This is a genomic window from Hydrogenophaga sp. R2 (genome assembly GCF_049843595.1).
Lineage (GTDB): Bacteria > Pseudomonadota > Gammaproteobacteria > Burkholderiales > Burkholderiaceae_C > Hydrogenophaga.
In genome coordinates this window covers 1,033,155-1,048,990 of sequence record NZ_JBBHZN010000001.1, presented here as the reverse complement: position 1 = coordinate 1,048,990, position 15,836 = coordinate 1,033,155, and the positions used below count along the sequence as shown (strand labels likewise).

General features: G+C 69.5%; 16 protein-coding genes. 14 read left to right on the top strand and 2 right to left on the bottom strand.

The annotated features are described in order from the left end of the window. Positions 1–11 precede the first annotated feature (11 nt). The 8 genes from cobO to WD026_RS04960 are packed head-to-tail and all read left to right on the top strand — an operon-like array spanning position 12 to position 7,592. Positions 12–593, top strand: a complete 582-nt coding sequence (gene cobO / locus WD026_RS04995) for a cob(I)yrinic acid a,c-diamide adenosyltransferase (protein WP_425722533.1) — start codon at positions 12–14, stop codon at positions 591–593. A gap of 16 nt (positions 594–609) precedes the next feature. Further along, on the top strand, positions 610–1,629 hold the full coding sequence (gene bioB, locus WD026_RS04990; protein ID WP_425722532.1) for a biotin synthase BioB: 1,020 nt from the start codon (positions 610–612) through the stop codon (positions 1,627–1,629). Positions 1,630–1,642: 13 nt separating this feature from the next. Further along, positions 1,643–2,632 carry an adenosylcobinamide-phosphate synthase CbiB gene (gene cbiB, locus WD026_RS04985; protein ID WP_425722531.1) on the top strand — a complete coding sequence of 330 codons (990 nt, stop codon included), beginning with the start codon at positions 1,643–1,645 and terminating at the stop codon, positions 2,630–2,632. Beyond that, a complete protein-coding gene (locus WD026_RS04980) occupies positions 2,629–3,615 on the top strand; it encodes an aminotransferase class I/II-fold pyridoxal phosphate-dependent enzyme (protein ID WP_425722530.1) in 987 nt (328 codons plus the stop codon). Before cbiB ends, WD026_RS04980 begins: the two co-directional genes overlap by 4 nt. Further along, positions 3,612–5,144, top strand: coding sequence for a cobyric acid synthase (locus WD026_RS04975; RefSeq protein WP_425722529.1), 1,533 nt, complete (start codon positions 3,612–3,614; stop codon positions 5,142–5,144). The genes WD026_RS04980 and WD026_RS04975 overlap by 4 nt, the downstream gene beginning before the upstream one ends. Beyond that, a complete protein-coding gene (gene cobT / locus WD026_RS04970) occupies positions 5,141–6,208 on the top strand; it encodes a nicotinate-nucleotide--dimethylbenzimidazole phosphoribosyltransferase (protein ID WP_425722528.1) in 1,068 nt (355 codons plus the stop codon). The genes WD026_RS04975 and cobT overlap by 4 nt, the downstream gene beginning before the upstream one ends. Then, positions 6,205–7,014: an adenosylcobinamide-GDP ribazoletransferase gene (locus tag WD026_RS04965; RefSeq protein ID WP_425722527.1), complete on the top strand. Its 810-nt coding sequence runs from the start codon at positions 6,205–6,207 to the stop codon at positions 7,012–7,014. Before cobT ends, WD026_RS04965 begins: the two co-directional genes overlap by 4 nt. 8 nt (positions 7,015–7,022) lie before the next feature. Further along, the gene (locus tag WD026_RS04960) at positions 7,023–7,592 is read left to right on the top strand and encodes a histidine phosphatase family protein (RefSeq protein WP_425722526.1); all 570 of its coding nucleotides are present in this window, start codon (positions 7,023–7,025) and stop codon (positions 7,590–7,592) included. A 21-nt stretch (positions 7,593–7,613) separates the two neighbouring features. Here the strand turns inward: WD026_RS04960 and nth are convergent, their stop codons facing one another. Then, entirely contained in the window at positions 7,614–8,249 is a 636-nt protein-coding gene (gene nth, locus WD026_RS04955) for an endonuclease III (RefSeq protein WP_425722525.1), read from the bottom strand. 77 nt (positions 8,250–8,326) lie between these two features. On the opposite strand from nth, the gene WD026_RS04950 reads away from it, so the two are divergent. Continuing rightward, positions 8,327–9,529 (top strand): PLP-dependent aminotransferase family protein, encoded by a 1,203-nt coding sequence (locus tag WD026_RS04950; RefSeq protein ID WP_425722524.1) that lies wholly within the window; start codon positions 8,327–8,329, stop codon positions 9,527–9,529. Here the strand turns inward: WD026_RS04950 and WD026_RS04945 are convergent, their stop codons facing one another. After that, positions 9,530–10,648, bottom strand: coding sequence for a hypothetical protein (locus WD026_RS04945; protein WP_425722523.1), 1,119 nt, complete (start codon positions 10,646–10,648; stop codon positions 9,530–9,532). Between the two features lie 175 nt (positions 10,649–10,823). On the opposite strand from WD026_RS04945, the gene uvrB reads away from it, so the two are divergent. The 5 genes from uvrB (at position 10,824) to iscA (ending at position 15,802) form a co-directional block, all read left to right on the top strand. Then, complete coding sequence (gene uvrB / locus WD026_RS04940; RefSeq protein WP_425722522.1) at positions 10,824–12,920, top strand: excinuclease ABC subunit UvrB; 2,097 nt, start codon at positions 10,824–10,826, stop codon at positions 12,918–12,920. Positions 12,921–13,182: 262 nt separating this feature from the next. Then, the gene (iscR, locus tag WD026_RS04935) at positions 13,183–13,719 is read left to right on the top strand and encodes a Fe-S cluster assembly transcriptional regulator IscR (protein WP_302175315.1); all 537 of its coding nucleotides are present in this window, start codon (positions 13,183–13,185) and stop codon (positions 13,717–13,719) included. A gap of 109 nt (positions 13,720–13,828) precedes the next feature. After that, positions 13,829–15,046 (top strand): IscS subfamily cysteine desulfurase, encoded by a 1,218-nt coding sequence (locus tag WD026_RS04930; protein ID WP_425722521.1) that lies wholly within the window; start codon positions 13,829–13,831, stop codon positions 15,044–15,046. A gap of 34 nt (positions 15,047–15,080) precedes the next feature. Next, complete coding sequence (iscU, locus tag WD026_RS04925; protein WP_425722520.1) at positions 15,081–15,473, top strand: Fe-S cluster assembly scaffold IscU; 393 nt, start codon at positions 15,081–15,083, stop codon at positions 15,471–15,473. A gap of 5 nt (positions 15,474–15,478) precedes the next feature. After that, positions 15,479–15,802, top strand: a complete 324-nt coding sequence (gene iscA / locus WD026_RS04920) for an iron-sulfur cluster assembly protein IscA (RefSeq protein ID WP_086119527.1) — start codon at positions 15,479–15,481, stop codon at positions 15,800–15,802. The last annotated feature ends 34 nt before the right edge of the window (positions 15,803–15,836 follow it).

The following is a 15,836-nucleotide window of genomic DNA, read 5'->3' as shown; positions in this document are numbered from 1 at the left end:
AGGAGACTTTCATGCAGCTCGAATCCCCCCCGACCGAACACGTGCGCCAGGAACCGACCGAAGAACGCCGGGGACTGCTGCTCATCCACACCGGTGACGGCAAGGGCAAGAGCACGGCGGCCTTCGGGCTGGCCCTGCGCGCCCACGGCCGGCGCCATGTGCACGGTCGCGACGTGAAGATCTACCAGTTCATGAAGGTGCCCAGTGCCCGCTTCGGCGAACACCGCATGTTCGAACAGCTGGGCATTCCCATCGAAGGGCTGGGTGACGGCTTCAGCTGGAAGAGCCAGGACCTGGAGCACTCCGCCGAGCTGGCCCGCCAGGGCTGGGAACGGGCGCGACAGACCATCCTGGGCGGCCAGCACTTCCTGGTGGTGCTCGACGAAATCACGTACCCCCTGCTTTATGGCTGGCTGCCGCTGGACAATGTGGTCCGCACGCTCAAGGAGCGGCCGCGCGATGTCCATGTCTGCCTGACCGGACGGCGCTGTCCCGCCGAGCTGATCGAGATCGCCGACACCGTGACCGAGATGACCCTGGTCAAGCATGCCTACAAGGCCGGCATTCCCGCCCAGCGCGGCATCGAAGACTGATTTTTCTGGAGCCCTCATGAACCCCACCCTCAACGACACCGCCGCACAACCCGTGCGCATCGTGCCCCGCCCGGCAGTCACCGCCGCCGACGGTACCGGGCGCTGGTCCGAGGACGACGTGGCCGCCCTGTTCGAGCTGCCGTTTGCCGACCTGATCTTCCGCGCCCAGACGGTGCACCGCGAGCACTTCAGCGCCAGCGAGGTCGAGCTCGCCACGCTGCTGTCGGTCAAGACCGGTGGCTGCCCGGAAGACTGCGGCTACTGCCCGCAGTCGGTGCATTTCGACACCGGTCTGACCGCCGGCAAGCTGATGGCGGTGGACGCCGTGCGCGAGGCCGCCGAGCGCGCCAAGGCCGCCGGCGCCACCCGGTTCTGCATGGGTGCGGCCTGGCGGGCGCCCAAGGACCGCGACGTGGAGGCGGTGGCCGAGCTGGTGCGCGCCGTCAAGGACGTGGGCCTGGAAGCCTGCGCCACCCTGGGCATGCTCGACGAGGGCCATGCCGAGACCCTGCGCGACGCCGGCCTGGACTACTACAACCACAACCTGGACAGCGCGCCCGACTTCTACGGCGACATCATCACCACCCGCGACTACCAGGACCGCCTGGACACGCTGGAGCGGGTGCGGGGCGCGGGCGTGAAGGTCTGCTGCGGCGGCATCGTCGGCATGGGCGAGTCGCGCCGCCAGCGCGCCGGTCTGGTGGCCCAGCTGGCCAACCTGTCGCCCGACTACCCGGAGTCGGTGCCGATCAACAACCTGGTGAAGGTGGAAGGCACGCCGCTGGCCGATCAGCCCGATCTGGACCCGCTGGAATTCGTGCGCACCATCGCCGTGGCCCGCATCACCATGCCGCGCGCCCGGGTGCGGCTGTCGGCCGGACGCCAGCAGATGAGCGAGGCGGTGCAGGCCCTGTGCTTCCTGGCCGGCGCCAACTCCATCTTCTACGGCGAGAAGCTGCTGACCACCGGCAACCCCGACGTGGCCGCCGACATGGCGCTGCTGGACAAGCTGGGCATGACGGCGCGGCGCGCCTGATCACCCGACGCGAATGCTCTCTGCGCTGCCCGATCCGCTGATCACCATCCCCCTGGCCCTGCTGGTGGCGCTGGCGGTGGACCGTGCCTGGGGCGAACCCCCGGCCCGCTGGCACCCGGTGGTCTGGATGGGGCGCTGCCTGGGCTGGGCCGGCCAGCGCATCGCACCGGCGGCAGCCGACGCGGATGCGCCGCCGCCATGGCGCACCGTGTGCGCCGGCGCACTGGCGTGGTGGCTGGGCGCCGGCGCCGTGGGCACGGTGGCGTGGGGGCTGCAGGCGGCCATCGGTCACCTGCCGGTGCTGCTGGCGGTTCTGGGGCTGGGGCTGCTGCTCAAGCCGCTGCTGGCGTGGCGCATGCTGGCCGACGAGGTCCGGGCGGTCGAACAGGCCTTGGGCGAAGGGCTGCAGGCCGGGCGTCAGCGGCTGTCCTGGCTGGTGAGCCGGGACGTGAGCCGGCTGGACGCGGTGCAGGTGCGCGAGTCGGCCATCGAGACCCTGGCCGAAAACCTCAACGACTCGGTGGTGGCCCCGCTGCTCTGGTTCGCGCTGGCCGGGTTGCCCGGCGCCGCCGTCTACCGGTGGGCCAACACGGCCGATGCCATGTGGGGCTACCGGGGCGAACGCGGCGGGCGCATCTGGACCTGGGCCGGCGCCTGGGCCGCCCGTGCGGACGACGTGATGTCGTGGCTGCCGGCCCGCATCACGGCCGCCTTGCTCTGGCTGGCCGCTCCCACCGGCATGAGGGGCCTGGACTGGTCGCAGGTGCGGCGGGATGCGGCACTCACGCCGTCGCCCAACAGCGGCTGGCCGATGTCGGCCATGGCCCATCTGGCCGGCTGGCGCCTGTCCAAGCCCGGTCACTACGTGCTGCATGCGCAGGGCAGGGCGGTCGCCGCGCCGGATGTGGCGCAGGCGGTGCGGCTGGGCGGGCGTGCGGTGGGCCTGGTGGCCTGGACCTGTGGCGCCGCCGCGCTGTGGGCCGTGGCGGGGTGGCCGGCATGAAGCGGCTGCACGGCGGACCCGATGGCGGTCCCGCGCTGCGCTGGGACTTTTCCGTCAATGCCAATGCCTGCGGCCCTTGTCCGCCGGCGCTGGCGGCACTGCAGCGCGCCGACCGCAGCCGGTACCCCGATCCGGCCTACACCGCCCTGCGCCAGACCCTGGCCCGGTTTCATGGCCTGCCCGCGTGGCGGGTGCTGGTGGGTGGCAGCGCGAGCGAACTCATCCTGCGCATCAGCCAGCGGGCTGCGCGTGGCGGCGTGCGGCGGGTCTGGTGGCCGGCGGCGGCCTACGGCGACTACGGCCATGCGGCCGGGGTGGCGGGTCTGCAGCGCTGCGACCGGCCCGATCGGGCCGGGCTGGTCTGGCTGTGCGAACCCGCCAGCCCCACCGGCCAGGCAGAACCCCTGCTGGCCACGGCGCCGCGCGGCCTGCGGGCCTCGTCGGCATGGTGGGTGCTGGATGCGGCCTACGAGCCCCTGCGGCTCAGCGGCGCCCCCAGCCTGGGCCCGGCCGAGCGCGACGCCCTGTGGCAGCTCTGGACGCCCAACAAGGCGCTGGGCCTGACCGGCGTGCGGGCCGCCTATGCGCTGGCCCCTGTGCATGCCCGTGACGAGGTCGACGCACTCGAAGCCGCCGCGCCGTCGTGGGTGCTGGGGGCCGACGGCGTGGCCCTGCTCACGGCCTGGACCTCGCCGGGCGTGCAGCGCTGGCTGGCCGATTCGCTGCCGGTGCTGCGCGACTGGAAGGCCCGGCAGCTGGCGTGGCTGCACCAACAGGGCTGGACCTGCCTGCCCGGCGACACCCCTTTCATGTGCGTGCAGCCGCCCGCCGGCCTGGACTTGTCGCCGCTGCGGGCCCGGGGCATCGCCTTGCGGGATGCGACATCGCTGGGGCTGCCGGGCTGGTGGCGCATGGCGGTGCTGCCGCCCATGGCCACCGCGGCGCTGGCCACCGCACTGGACGGCTGCGGGGTGGGGGCATGACCGCCCGCTGCGTGATGGTGCTGGGCACTACCAGCGGCGCCGGCAAGAGCTGGCTGGCCACCGCCCTGTGCCGGCACTACGCACGCCAGGGCCTAAAGGTGGCCGCCTTCAAGGCCCAGAACATGAGCAACAACGCCCGCGTGGTGGCCGGTGGCGAGATCGGGTCGGCGCAGTATTTCCAGGCCCTGGCCGCCCGTGCCGAACCCGATGTGCGCATGAACCCGCTGCTGCTCAAGCCCGAGGCCGACACCCGCAGCCAGGTCGTGCTGCTGGGCGAGGTGAGCCAGCCCCTGTCCGACATGCCGTGGCGTGGCCGCAGCCTGCATGTGTGGCCGGCCATTGCGCAGGCGCTGGACGCGCTGCGCGCCGAGAACGATGTGGTGGTGATCGAGGGCGCCGGCTCGCCGGCCGAAATCAACCTGATGGACAGCGACATCGTGAACCTGCGCGTGGCCCGCCATGCCGACGCCCGCTGCCTGCTGGTGACCGACATCGACCGCGGCGGGGCCTTTGCGCACCTCTACGGCACCTGGGCGCTGCTGCCCGAGGCCGACCGGGCGCGCATCGACGGTTTCGTGCTCAACCGCTTCCGGGGCGATGCCGGCCTGCTGGCGCCCGGCCCCGAGCAGCTGCAGCAACTCACCGGTGTGCCCACGGTGGCGGTGCTGCCCATGTGGTGGCAGCACGGTCTGCCGGAAGAAGACGGCGTGTATGACTCGGCCCCCACGCTCGGCACTGGCGTGTCCTCGCTGGCCCCCGGGGGGGCGCGTTCCGCCTTGGGGCGGCCCGGCGGCGGAACAGGGCCGCTGACCGTCGCGGTGCTGGCCTGCCCGCGCATCAGCAACCTCGACGAATTCCAGCCCCTGCGCAACCTGCCCGGCGTGTGCCTGGTGTGGGCCCGCAGCCCGGCCGATTGCGCCGGGGCCGACTGGATCGTCCTGCCCGGCAGCAAGGCCACGGCCAGCGACCTGGCCTGGATGCGCGAGCAGGGGCTGGACCGGGCGGTGGCCGCCCATGCCGAGGCCGGCCGGCCGGTGCTGGGCATCTGCGGCGGTCTGCAGATGCTGGGCGAAGCCCTGATCGACACCCACGGCATCGACGGCAACGCGCCCGGCCTCGGGCTGCTGCCGCTGGTGACCACCTTCGAGCCCGCCAAGACGGTGCGCCGCACCGAAGCCACCCTGGGCGACTGCAACGGCAGCCACCCCTCGCCGTGGGCGGCGCTGAGCGGCCTCACGGTGGCCGGCTACGAGATCCACCACGGGCAGACCTGCCTGCACCCGGCCATGCAAGCCGCCGGGCACAGCGCCACCGAAGTGCTGCCCGGGCTGGCCTGGATGCACCCGCGCGGCCACATCCTGGGCCTGTACCTGCACGGCCTGTTCGAAGACACGCGGGTCCTGCAGGCCCTGTTCGGCACCGGCGCGTCCGGGCTGGACCCGGTGTTCGAGGGCCTGGCCGATTTCATCGACACCCATTTCCAGCCCGGTGTGCTGGACCGACTGATCCATCCCCCCGCCTCACCATGACCGACGACGCCCTGCTCATCCCCCCGATCGCCGACCTCACCGACGAGGCGCTGAGCGCCGACCTGCAACACCGCATCGACAACAAGACCAAGCCGCCCGGGTCGCTGGGCCGCATCGAGGCGCTGGCGGTGCGCATCGGCAGCATCCTGGGGACCGCGACGCCCGTGCTGCAGCAACCGCAGATGCTGGTCTGTGCCGGTGACCACGGACTGGCCGCGCGCGGCACCTCGGCCTTTCCGTCCGACGTGACCTGGCAGATGGTCGAGAACTTCCTGTCCGGCGGCGCGGCGGTCAGCGTGCTGGCCCGCCAGCACGGCATCGGCCTGACGGTGGTCGATTGCGGCATGCGCCGTGAACTGCCGGCCCGTCCTGGCCTGGTGGTGGCCCGCGTGGGCCCCGGCACCCGCGATGCGCTGGAGGGCCCCTCCATGAACCGCACCGAATGCGCCCAGGCCATTGCGCAGGGACGGGCGGTGGTACGCGGGTTGCCGGGCAACGCGCTGCTGCTGGGCGAGATGGGCATCGGCAACACCTCGGCGGCGTCGCTGCTGCTGGCCCGTCTGGCCGGGCTGGACATTGCCGAGGTCACCGGTGCCGGCACCGGCCTGGACGCCGAGGGCGTGCAGCGCAAGATCGGCATCCTGCGCGCCGTGCTGGCCCGCCATCCGGGCGCGGTCGACCCGCTGCAGGCGCTGGCGGCCTTCGGCGGCTTCGAGATCGCCACCCTGGTGGGGGCGGTCATCGAGGCGGCGCTGCAGCGCCGCGTGATCGTGGTGGACGGGTTCATCGCCACATCGGCGGTCATGGTGGCCGCCGCCTTGCAGCCCGCGGTGCTGCAGCGCTGCGTGTTCGCGCACCGGTCCGGCGAGCGGGGGCATGCCCTGATGCTGGCGCACCTCAAGGCCGAGCCGCTGCTCGACCTGGGTCTGCGGCTGGGCGAGGGCTCGGGTGCCGCACTGGCCTGGCCGCTGCTGGAAAGCGCCTGCGCCATCCTGCGCGAGATGGCCAGTTTCGAATCGGCCGGCGTCTCGCGCGGCGAGGCCACGGAGCCGGCCCGGTCATGATCCAGGCCGTGCGCCACTTCCTGCTGGCACTCCAGTTCTTCACCCGCATCCCGGTGACCGGGCGGCTGGCGCAGTGGGTGGGCTACAGCCCCGGGATGCTGCGGGCCAGCACGGCGCATTTTCCCGGGGTGGGCTGGCTGGTGGGTGGCCTGAGCGCGGCAGTGCTGGGGGGCCTGCTGACCGTGCTGCCGGACGTGCCCGCGGCCCCGTGGGTGGCAGCGGTGGCCTGCACCGTGTTCAGCGTGCTGCTCACCGGGGCCTTCCACGAGGACGGCCTGGCCGATCTGGCCGATGGCCTGGGCGGCAGCCATGACCGGGAACGCGCGCTGGACATCATGAAGGACTCGCGCATCGGCAGCTTCGGCGCCATCGCGCTGCTGCTGGGCCTGTTCAGCAAGCTCGCCCTGCTGGCCTTGCTGGTGCAGGTGGATGCGGTCGTTGGCGTGGCAGCGTGCTGGCTGGCCCATGTGGTGTCGCGCACCGCGCCGCTGTTCATCATCCGCAGCCTGCCGCATGTGGGCGACACGCCGCGATCCAAGAGCAAGCCGCTGGCCGACCGCATCGGCATGGCCAGCCTGCTCGCCGGCCTGGTCTGGTGCGCTGGCGCGGTCGGGCTGGTGGCCGTGCTGTGGCCGCAGACCCCCTGGCTGGCCGGCCTGCTGGGCGCGGTGGCGGGGTGGGGCTGGATGTATCGCCTGCTGGCCCGGCGGCTGCAGGGATTCACCGGCGACGGGCTGGGCGCCACGCAGCAGGTCTGCGAGGTCGGATTCCTGCTCGGGGCGGCCATCGCCCTGGGGGCAGGCTGAGGCGCCGCATGAATCTCTGGCTGCTGCGCCATGCGCAGGTCGATCTGCCGTCCGGGCTGTGCTACGGCGCGACCGATGCCCCGGCACTGGCCGGCGCCACGGCGGGTGCGGCCTTCGAGCTGGCGCAGCTGCTGCCGGCGCGGCCCGGGCTGGTGTGGATGTCGGGTCTGCAGCGCACCCATCAGCTGACCCATGCCCTGCGCCGGCACCGCCCGGATCTGCCCGAGCCCCGCCAGGACCTGCGCCTGAACGAGATGCACTTCGGGCAATGGGAGCAGCAGCCCTGGGACGCCATTCCCCGCACCGCCTTCGATGCCTGGATGGCCGACTTTGCCCACCACCGTTTTGGTGGTCAGGAATCGACCCAGGCGGTGATCGACCGGGTGGCTGCTGCGCTGGACGACACCCGCCAGGCGCTGGCGGCGACCACCAGCACGCACGCGGTGTGGGTGACGCATGCCGGCGTCATCCGGGCGGCGCAGTTCATCCGCACCCATGGCTGCCGCACCGTGAGGGACGCCACCGAATGGCCCCGCGAAGCCCCCGCACCGGGCGGCTGGACGCTGCTGCGCTGGTGAGCGGCAGCGGCGCGACAGGCCTCAGGCCCGGGTCTTGTCCTTGAAGCCGCAGAGGTGCGATACCCGGCAATCCGGGCACTGCGGCTTGCGGGCCTGGCACACGTAGCGCCCGTGCAGGATGAGCCAGTGGTGCGAGTCCACCGCGTATTCGGCCGGCACCCGTTTTTCCAGCTGCAGCTCGACCGCGAGCGGCGTCTTGCCCCGCGCCAGGCCGGTGCGGTTGCTCACGCGGAAGATGTGCGTGTCCACCGCCATGGTGGGCTGGCCGAAGGCCACGTTCAGCACCACGTTGGCCGTCTTGCGGCCCACGCCCGGCAGGGCCTCCAGGGCCTCGCGGGTGGACGGCACCTCGCCCCCGTACTGCTCCACCAGGATGCGGCAGGTCTCCATCAGGTGGCGGGCCTTGCTGCGGTACAGGCCGATGGTGCGGATGTAGGACTCCAGCCCTTCCAGGCCCAGGTCCAGGATGGCCTGCGGCGTGTTCGCCACCGGGAACAGCTTGCGGGTGGCCTTGTTCACCCCCACGTCGGTCGCCTGGGCCGACAGCAGCACGGCGGCCAGCAACTCGAACACGCTGGTGTATTCCAGCTCGGTCTGTGGCTGCGGGTTGGCCTCGCGCAGGATGGCAAAGAACGACTCGATCTGTGTGCGGTTCATGGGCGCGCAGTCTAGCCCGCTGCGTGGCCCCGTGCAGATTGGCGACAATGGCGGTTTTCCATCTGCCGGTCCCTGCCATGCCGTTCACCACGCCGTTTGCCGATCGACTCAACCACGTCGAGACCTCCGCCATCCGCGAACTCTTCAAGCTGCTGGGCAAGCCCGGCATCATCAGTTTTGCCGGCGGCTTCCCGGACAGCGCGCTGTTCGACGTGGAGGGCATCCGTGCGGCCGCCAACGAGGCGCTCACCCACGAGCCAGGCGCCACCCTGCAGTACGGCGCCACCGAGGGCTACCAGCCGCTGCGGGAGCAGATCGCCGGCTTCATGGCGTCCAAGGGTGCGTCGGGCGTGGCCGCCAGCGACCTGATCGTCACCACCGGCAGCCAGCAGGCACTGGACCTGCTGGGCAAGACGCTGATCTCGCCGGGCGACAAGGTCATCGTCGAAGGCCCGACCTTCCTGGCCACCATCCAGTGCTTCCGCCTGTACGGCGCCGAGCTCATCACCGTGCCGGTGGACGGGCAGGGCGCCCGCACCGATGTGCTGGAGTCGCTGATCGCCGAACACAAGCCCAAGTTCGTCTACCTGATCCCCACCTTCGGCAACCCCAGCGGCGCCCTCATGACCCTGGAGCGCCGCAAGGCGGTGCTGGAAATGGCGGTGCGGCACGACACGCTGATCGTGGAAGACGATCCCTACGGCGACCTGTATTTCGGCGAGGCGCCCCCGCCCAGCCTGCTGGCCCTGGCCGACAGCATGCCCGGCGCGCGCGACCGGCTGGTGCACTGCGGATCGCTGAGCAAGGTGCTCAGCCCGGGCCTGCGGGTGGGCTGGATGGTCGCTCCCCAGGAACTGCTGGCCAAGGCCACCATGTGCAAGCAGTTCAGCGACGCCCACACCAGCACCTTTGCCCAGGCCACGGCCGCGCGTTATCTGGCGGCGGGTGGCATGCCGGCCACGCTGGCCAAGGTACGCCGCGTGTACGCCGAGCGTGCCGGCACCATGGCCCAGGCCCTGCGGCAGCAGCTGGGCGGTGCCATCGATTTTGTGGAGCCGCAAGGCGGCCTGTTCATCTGGGCCCGCCTGACCGGCGAGGGCGGTCGCGTGGCCGATGGCGCTGCGCTGGCCAAGGCGGCCATTGATCAGGGTGTGGCCTTTGTGCCCGGTGCGCCGTTCTATGCCCGCCAGCCCGACGCCGCCACGCTGCGCCTGAGCTTTGCCACCGCGCCGGTCGAGCAGATCGTCGAGGGCGTGGCCCGTCTGGCACGGGCCTGCTGATCAGTGTCCGCACAGGGCCGGTGCAAGACCGCAGCCGGCCAGCGAAGGCTCCCGCAGCCGTGGTGCGTCCGGCTCGCGGCCACCCCAGGGAGTGCGCGTGGCCGGGCAGGGTGCCACCAGGTCTGACAGCTGGGTCCGCACGCCGGTGTCCACCCAGCCACCGGTGGCCGGATCGAGGCGCTGGATGCCGTCGGCGGTGGCCACGAAGAAGCCGCCGTCCAGGGCCGGCATCATGGCAATGACGCGGTCGTGCAGGATCTCGGGTGCCATGGGCAGCAGCCGGTCGATGGCCGCGTCGTGCACCTGCGACTGCAGGTCGTACCGGTGAAGGCGGTTGTCCGCCGCTGTCCAGTGGATGCAGCCCTCGTGGTAGGCCATGGCGCCCCGTGACAGCGAGGGCATGGACAGCCGTACCAGCAGGCTGGTGGCGCCGTTGGATGGCTGGATGCGGTAGAGGTCACCCAGGGAATCGACGCCGTAGAGCATGCCGTCCGGCGCAGCGTCCAGACAGCGGATCTGCAGCGGCAGATCCAGGATGCCGATCCAGATGGTGTTGCCGTTGATGGGGTCGATGCGCAGCAGGTGCTGACCACCGATGCCGAAGAACTCGCGCTGGTGCGACCGGGCGACGGTCGAGAGCGGTGTGTCCACCTCGCACATCACGAAGTGGTCCCCGGTTTCCATGCACAGCAGCGCCAGCCCGTGCTGGCGGGTGAGGCAGTAGCGCTCGGTCACGGTGGACAGCACCTGGTACCGGGCGTCGAGGCCGATGCCGGAAGCGTCCACGCGGATCCCGATGGTGAGCTGCGAGACGCACGAGGCGCCCGCCGTGTCCGACAGGTTGAGCGAGAAGATCTCTTCCAGCACGGTCTCCCGCTGGCCCGCCAACAGCCGCTCCAGGCAGGGTGGCCGAGGCTCGTAGCGGAACTGTCCGTCCGTGGCGACCGTCAGATCGCCATGCAACCCGGCCACGGGGCAACCCGGCCGGACCGCCACCGAGCCGAACCAGATGCCGGTCACCCGGCAGGTGGGGAAGGCCGCCAGGGGCATCAGGCGGCCTGCGATCCGCAGGGTGCCTGGCGAGGTCGTGGACATGAAGTTCGGCGACGCAATGTTCATGGTGACGGCTCCAGGTGGATGGTGGCGGACCGAAGAGGCAGTCGATACGTTCTGTGACCTTTCGCGAGGGCAGTGTTCCCATCCGGGATGGGTATTCCAATACTCCAATCTGAGTATTTGTCCTGCACAAACCACCGCCCGGAGCGGGTCTGGGACCTTCCGGCACAATTTGCCCATGCCCGTCTCCCTGATCCAAGAAGTGGTGCCCGAATCGCCCCCCGAGGGCGAGTTCGTGCGGTTCCCCGGCTCGCCGTTCGAGCTCTTCCTGCCGTACCCGCCGGCAGGCGATCAGCCCGAGGCCATCGACAAGCTGGTGGAGGGGGTGAACGACGGCGAGGTGTTCCAGACCCTGCTGGGCGTGACCGGCTCCGGCAAGACCTTCACCATGGCCAACGTGATTGCCCGCCTGGGGCGCCCGGCCATCGTGTTTGCGCCCAACAAGACGCTGGCCGCCCAGCTCTACAGCGAGTTCCGCGAGTTCTTTCCCCGCAACGCGGTGGAGTACTTCGTCAGCTACTACGACTACTACCAGCCCGAGGCCTATGTGCCGCAGCGCGACCTGTTCATCGAGAAGGACAGCGCCATCAACGAGCACATCGAGCAGATGCGGCTGTCGTGCACCAAGAGCATCCTGGAGCGGCGCGACGTGGTCATCGTGGCCACCGTCTCGGCCATCTACGGCATCGGCAAGCCCGAGAGTTACCACCAGATGGTGATGACGCTGCGGGTGGGCGACAAGGTGGGCCAGCGCGACCTGATCGCCCAGCTGGTGCGCATGCAGTACGCCCGCAACGAGCAGGACTTCTCGCGCGGCAAGTTCCGGGTGCGCGGCGACACCATCGACGTGTTCCCGGCCGAACACTCCGAGATGGCCATCCGCATCGAGCTGTTCGACGACGAGATCGAGAGCCTGCAGCTGTTCGACCCGCTCACCGGGCGCGTGCGGCAGAAGATCCCGCGCTTCACCGTGTTCCCGAGCAGCCATTACGTGACGCCGCGCGAGCAGGTGCTGGGTGCCGTGGAGAGCATCAAGCTCGAGCTCGATCAGCGCCTCAAGGAGCTGGTGGGCATGGGCAAGCTGGTGGAGGCGCAGCGGCTGGAGCAGCGCACCCGCTTCGACCTGGAAATGCTCAGTGAGGTGGGCCACTGCAAGGGTATCGAGAACTACTCGCGCCACCTGGCCGGCTCGCTGCCGGGCGAGCCGCCGTCCACGCTGACCGACTACCTGCCCAAGGACGCGCTGATGTTCCTGGACGAAAGCCATGTGCTCATCGGCCAGTTCGGCGGCATGTACAACGGCGACCGGGCCCGCAAGACCACGCTGGTGGAGTACGGCTTCCGGCTGCCGAGTGCGCTGGACAACCGGCCGCTGCGCTTCGAGGAGTTCGAGCAGCGCATGCGGCAGGTCATCTTCGTGTCGGCCACGCCGGCCGACTACGAGAACAGCCACGCCGGCCAGGTGGTGGAGCAGCTGGTGCGGCCCACCGGCCTGGTCGATCCCGAGATCGAGGTCCGACCCGCCACCCACCAGGTGGACGACGTGCTGCAGGAAATCCGCATCCGGGTCGAGAAGAACGAGCGGGTGCTCATCACCACGCTGACCAAGCGCATGGCCGAGCAGCTGACCGACTACCTGACCGAGAACGGCGTGAAGGTGCGCTACCTGCACAGCGATGTCGACACGGTGGAGCGGGTCGAGATCCTGCGCGACCTGCGCCTGGGCACCTTCGACGTGCTGGTGGGCATCAACCTGCTGCGCGAAGGCCTGGACATTCCGGAGGTGTCGCTGGTGGCCATCCTGGACGCCGACAAGGAAGGCTTCCTGCGCTCCGAACGCAGCCTGATCCAGACCATCGGCCGTGCGGCCCGCAACCTGCACGGCCGCGCCATCCTGTACGCCGACAAGGTGACCGAATCGATGCGCCTGGCCATCGACGAGACCGAGCGGCGCCGGGCCAAGCAGATCGCCCACAACGAGGCCCGCGGCATCCAGCCCAAGGCGCTGAACAAGCGCATCAAGGACCTGATCGACGGCGTCTACAGCGAAAAGGCGGGCAAGGAAGCCGATCGCCTGGCGGCCGAGAGCGCGCAGCGCGCGGCGGTCGATGCCATGGACGAACGCGACGTGGCCCGCGAGATCAAGCGGCTGGAAAAGCAGATGCTCGAACACGCCCGCAACCTCGAATTCGAGAAGGCCGCGCAGGCACGGGACCAGCTGGCCCGTCTCAAGGCCCAGGTGTTCGGTGCCACCGGCACCGACGCGGTGGCCTGACCCGCCCCGGGCTGGATACCCCAGGGCGTTTGTTTTTGCCTATCGACCCCATAGACACGCTTGTTGCGTTTGTCTTGGACAAACTCGTTTCGATCGCTACAATGCCGATCAAAACACTAGGCTTTTCATCTATACTCGACGAAAACAGTCGGGAAAGCCTTCGATAAAGACCAACAGGTCGGGCGGGGTGGGAACGGGGTCCGGGGCGAAAGCCTTCTGACCAAACCACGATGGTCAAGCCAACAACCGAAGGAGCTTGAAGATGCGCCTCACTACCAAAGGCCGCTTTGCGGTCACCGCCATGATCGATCTGGCCCTGCGCCAGAACAACGGCCCGGTCACGCTGGCTGCCATCAGCCAGCGGCAGCAGATTTCGCTGTCGTACCTGGAGCAGCTGTTCGGCAAGTTGCGCCGGCACGAGCTCGTGGAATCCACCCGGGGTCCCGGCGGCGGCTACACCCTGGGCCGCAAGGCATCCGACATCACCGTGGCCGACATCATCGTGTCGGTGGACGAGCCCATCGACGCCACCCAGTGCGGCGGCAAGGAAAACTGCCTGGGCGAGGGCAACCGCTGCATGACGCACGAGCTCTGGGCCCAGCTCAATGCCAAGATGGTCGACTTCCTCGACTCCGTGTCGCTGCAGTCGCTGGTGGACGAGCAGCTGGCCAAGGGCGTGGTGGTCGAGAACGCCCCCATGATCAAGCGCGCCATCTCGTCGGCCCCGGTGGTCAAGCCCATCCGCGTGAATGCGCCGAACTCCGTGTTTGCCCTGGGAGGCGCCGCCTTCTCGAAGTGATTTTTCCCGACCGTCGCCACCTGCGCGACAGGGCCATTGCCAGGCTTCAGCGCCGCGTCAGCGGCCGGTCGGACTCTCCCATCTTTCAGCCAGCCTACGTCTGCCAGCCATGAGCACTCCTCACTTTCCCATCTACATGGACTACAGCGCCACCAACCCGTGCGATCCGCGCGTGGTGGACGCGATGATTCCCTGGTTGCGCGAGCATTTCGGCAACCCGGCATCCCGCAGCCATGCCTGGGGCTGGGAGGCCGAAAAGGCGGTCGAGACCGCCCGTGAGCAGGTGGCCGCCCTGATCAATGCCGACCCGCGCGAGATCGTCTGGACCAGTGGCGCCACCGAGTCCAACAACCTGGCCATCAAGGGTGCCGCCCAGTTCTACAAGGGCAAGGGCAAGCACCTGATCACCGTCAAGACCGAGCACAAGGCCGTGCTCGACACCATGCGCGAACTGGAGCGCCAGGGCTTCGAAGTCACCTACATGGACGTGCAGCCCGACGGTCTGCTCGACCTCGACGCCTTCCGCGCTGCCATCCGCCCGGACACCATCCTGGCCTCGGTCATGTTCGTGAACAACGAGATCGGCGTCATCCAGGACATCGCTGCCATCGGCGCCATCTGCCGCGAGAAGGGCGTGATCTTCCATGTGGACGCTGCCCAGGCCACCGGCCGTGTCGACATCGACCTGCAGACCCTGCCGGTCGACCTGATGAGCCTGACCTCGCACAAGACCTACGGCCCCAAGGGCATCGGTGCCCTGTATGTGCGCCGCAAGCCGCGCATCCGCATCGAGGCGCAGATGCACGGTGGCGGTCACGAGCGCGGCATGCGTTCGGGCACGCTGCCCACCCACCAGTGCGTGGGCATGGGCGAGGCCTACCGCATCGCCAAGGCCGAGATGCACGAGGAAAACCGCCGCATCAAGGCGCTGCAGGACCGCCTGCTGGCCGGCCTGAAGGACATCGAGGAGGTGTTCATCAACGGCCACGAGACCCGCCGCGTGCCGCACAACCTCAACATGAGCTTCAACTATGTCGAGGGCGAGTCGCTGATCATGGGCATCAAGGGCCTGGCGGTGTCGTCGGGCTCGGCCTGCACCTCGGCCAGCCTGGAACCCAGCTATGTGCTGCGCGCCCTGGGCCGCAGCGACGAGCTCGCCCACAGCAGCCTGCGCATGACCATCGGCCGCTGGACCACCGAAGAAGAGATCGATTACGCGATCGCCACCATCCGCGAGAACGTGGCCAAGCTGCGCGAACTCTCGCCCCTGTGGGAAATGTTCAAGGATGGTGTCGATCTCTCCACCATCCAGTGGGCCGCCCACTGAAACGCACGCGACCAACACGCATCAGGAGAACAACATGGCTTATTCCGAAAAGGTCGTTGACCACTACGAAAACCCCCGCAACGTCGGCTCCTTCGACAAGGGCGACGACACCGTGGGCACCGGCATGGTGGGCGCCCCGGCCTGCGGCGACGTGATGAAGCTGCAGATCAAGGTCAACCCGTCCACCGGCGTGATCGAGGACGCACGCTTCAAGACCTACGGCTGCGGCTCGGCCATTGCATCGAGCTCGCTGGTGACCGAGTGGGTCAAGGGCAAGACGCTGGACGAGGCGGCTGCGCTCAAGAACAGCCAGATCGCCGAGGAATTGGCCCTGCCGCCGGTGAAGATCCACTGCTCCATCCTGGCCGAAGACGCCATCAAGGCGGCAGTGGACGACTACCGCAAGAAGCACGGCGCTGCCAGCTGATCACCATGGCCGTCACGATTTCTGAAGCCGCTGCCCGCCACGTCACCCGCTACATCGCCAAGCGGGGCAAGGGTGTGGGTGTGCGCCTGGGCGTCAAGACCACGGGCTGTTCCGGCCTGGCCTACAAGCTGGAGTACGCCGACGAGATCGCGCCGGAAGACGTGGTGTTCGAAGAGAACGGCGTCAAGGTACTGGTGGATCCCAAGAGCCTGGCCTACATCGACGGCACGCAGCTCGACTTCGTGCGCGAGGGCCTGAACGAGGGCTTCCGCTTCCACAACCCGAACGAGCGCGACCGCTGCGGTTGCGGCGAGAGCTTCAGGGTCTGATCCCGGCCGACAGCCTCCATCCATCGCCGCCCGT

Coding starts and splice junctions, on each gene's coding strand:
- WD026_RS04950 (WP_425722524.1), top strand. CDS start 8,327: ATGCCGTTCACCACGCCGTTTGCCGATCGACTCAACCACGTCGAGACC.
- iscR (WP_302175315.1), top strand. CDS start 13,183: ATGCGCCTCACTACCAAAGGCCGCTTTGCGGTCACCGCCATGATCGAT.
- iscA (WP_086119527.1), top strand. CDS start 15,479: ATGGCCGTCACGATTTCTGAAGCCGCTGCCCGCCACGTCACCCGCTAC.
- WD026_RS04965 (WP_425722527.1), top strand. CDS start 6,205: ATGATCCAGGCCGTGCGCCACTTCCTGCTGGCACTCCAGTTCTTCACC.
- cobO (WP_425722533.1), top strand. CDS start 12: ATGCAGCTCGAATCCCCCCCGACCGAACACGTGCGCCAGGAACCGACC.
- cbiB (WP_425722531.1), top strand. CDS start 1,643: ATGCTCTCTGCGCTGCCCGATCCGCTGATCACCATCCCCCTGGCCCTG.
- WD026_RS04975 (WP_425722529.1), top strand. CDS start 3,612: ATGACCGCCCGCTGCGTGATGGTGCTGGGCACTACCAGCGGCGCCGGC.
- iscU (WP_425722520.1), top strand. CDS start 15,081: ATGGCTTATTCCGAAAAGGTCGTTGACCACTACGAAAACCCCCGCAAC.
- uvrB (WP_425722522.1), top strand. CDS start 10,824: ATGCCCGTCTCCCTGATCCAAGAAGTGGTGCCCGAATCGCCCCCCGAG.
- bioB (WP_425722532.1), top strand. CDS start 610: ATGAACCCCACCCTCAACGACACCGCCGCACAACCCGTGCGCATCGTG.
- nth (WP_425722525.1), bottom strand. CDS start 8,249: ATGAACCGCACACAGATCGAGTCGTTCTTTGCCATCCTGCGCGAGGCC.
- WD026_RS04960 (WP_425722526.1), top strand. CDS start 7,023: ATGAATCTCTGGCTGCTGCGCCATGCGCAGGTCGATCTGCCGTCCGGG.
- WD026_RS04945 (WP_425722523.1), bottom strand. CDS start 10,648: ATGAACATTGCGTCGCCGAACTTCATGTCCACGACCTCGCCAGGCACC.
- WD026_RS04930 (WP_425722521.1), top strand. CDS start 13,829: ATGAGCACTCCTCACTTTCCCATCTACATGGACTACAGCGCCACCAAC.
- WD026_RS04980 (WP_425722530.1), top strand. CDS start 2,629: ATGAAGCGGCTGCACGGCGGACCCGATGGCGGTCCCGCGCTGCGCTGG.
- cobT (WP_425722528.1), top strand. CDS start 5,141: ATGACCGACGACGCCCTGCTCATCCCCCCGATCGCCGACCTCACCGAC.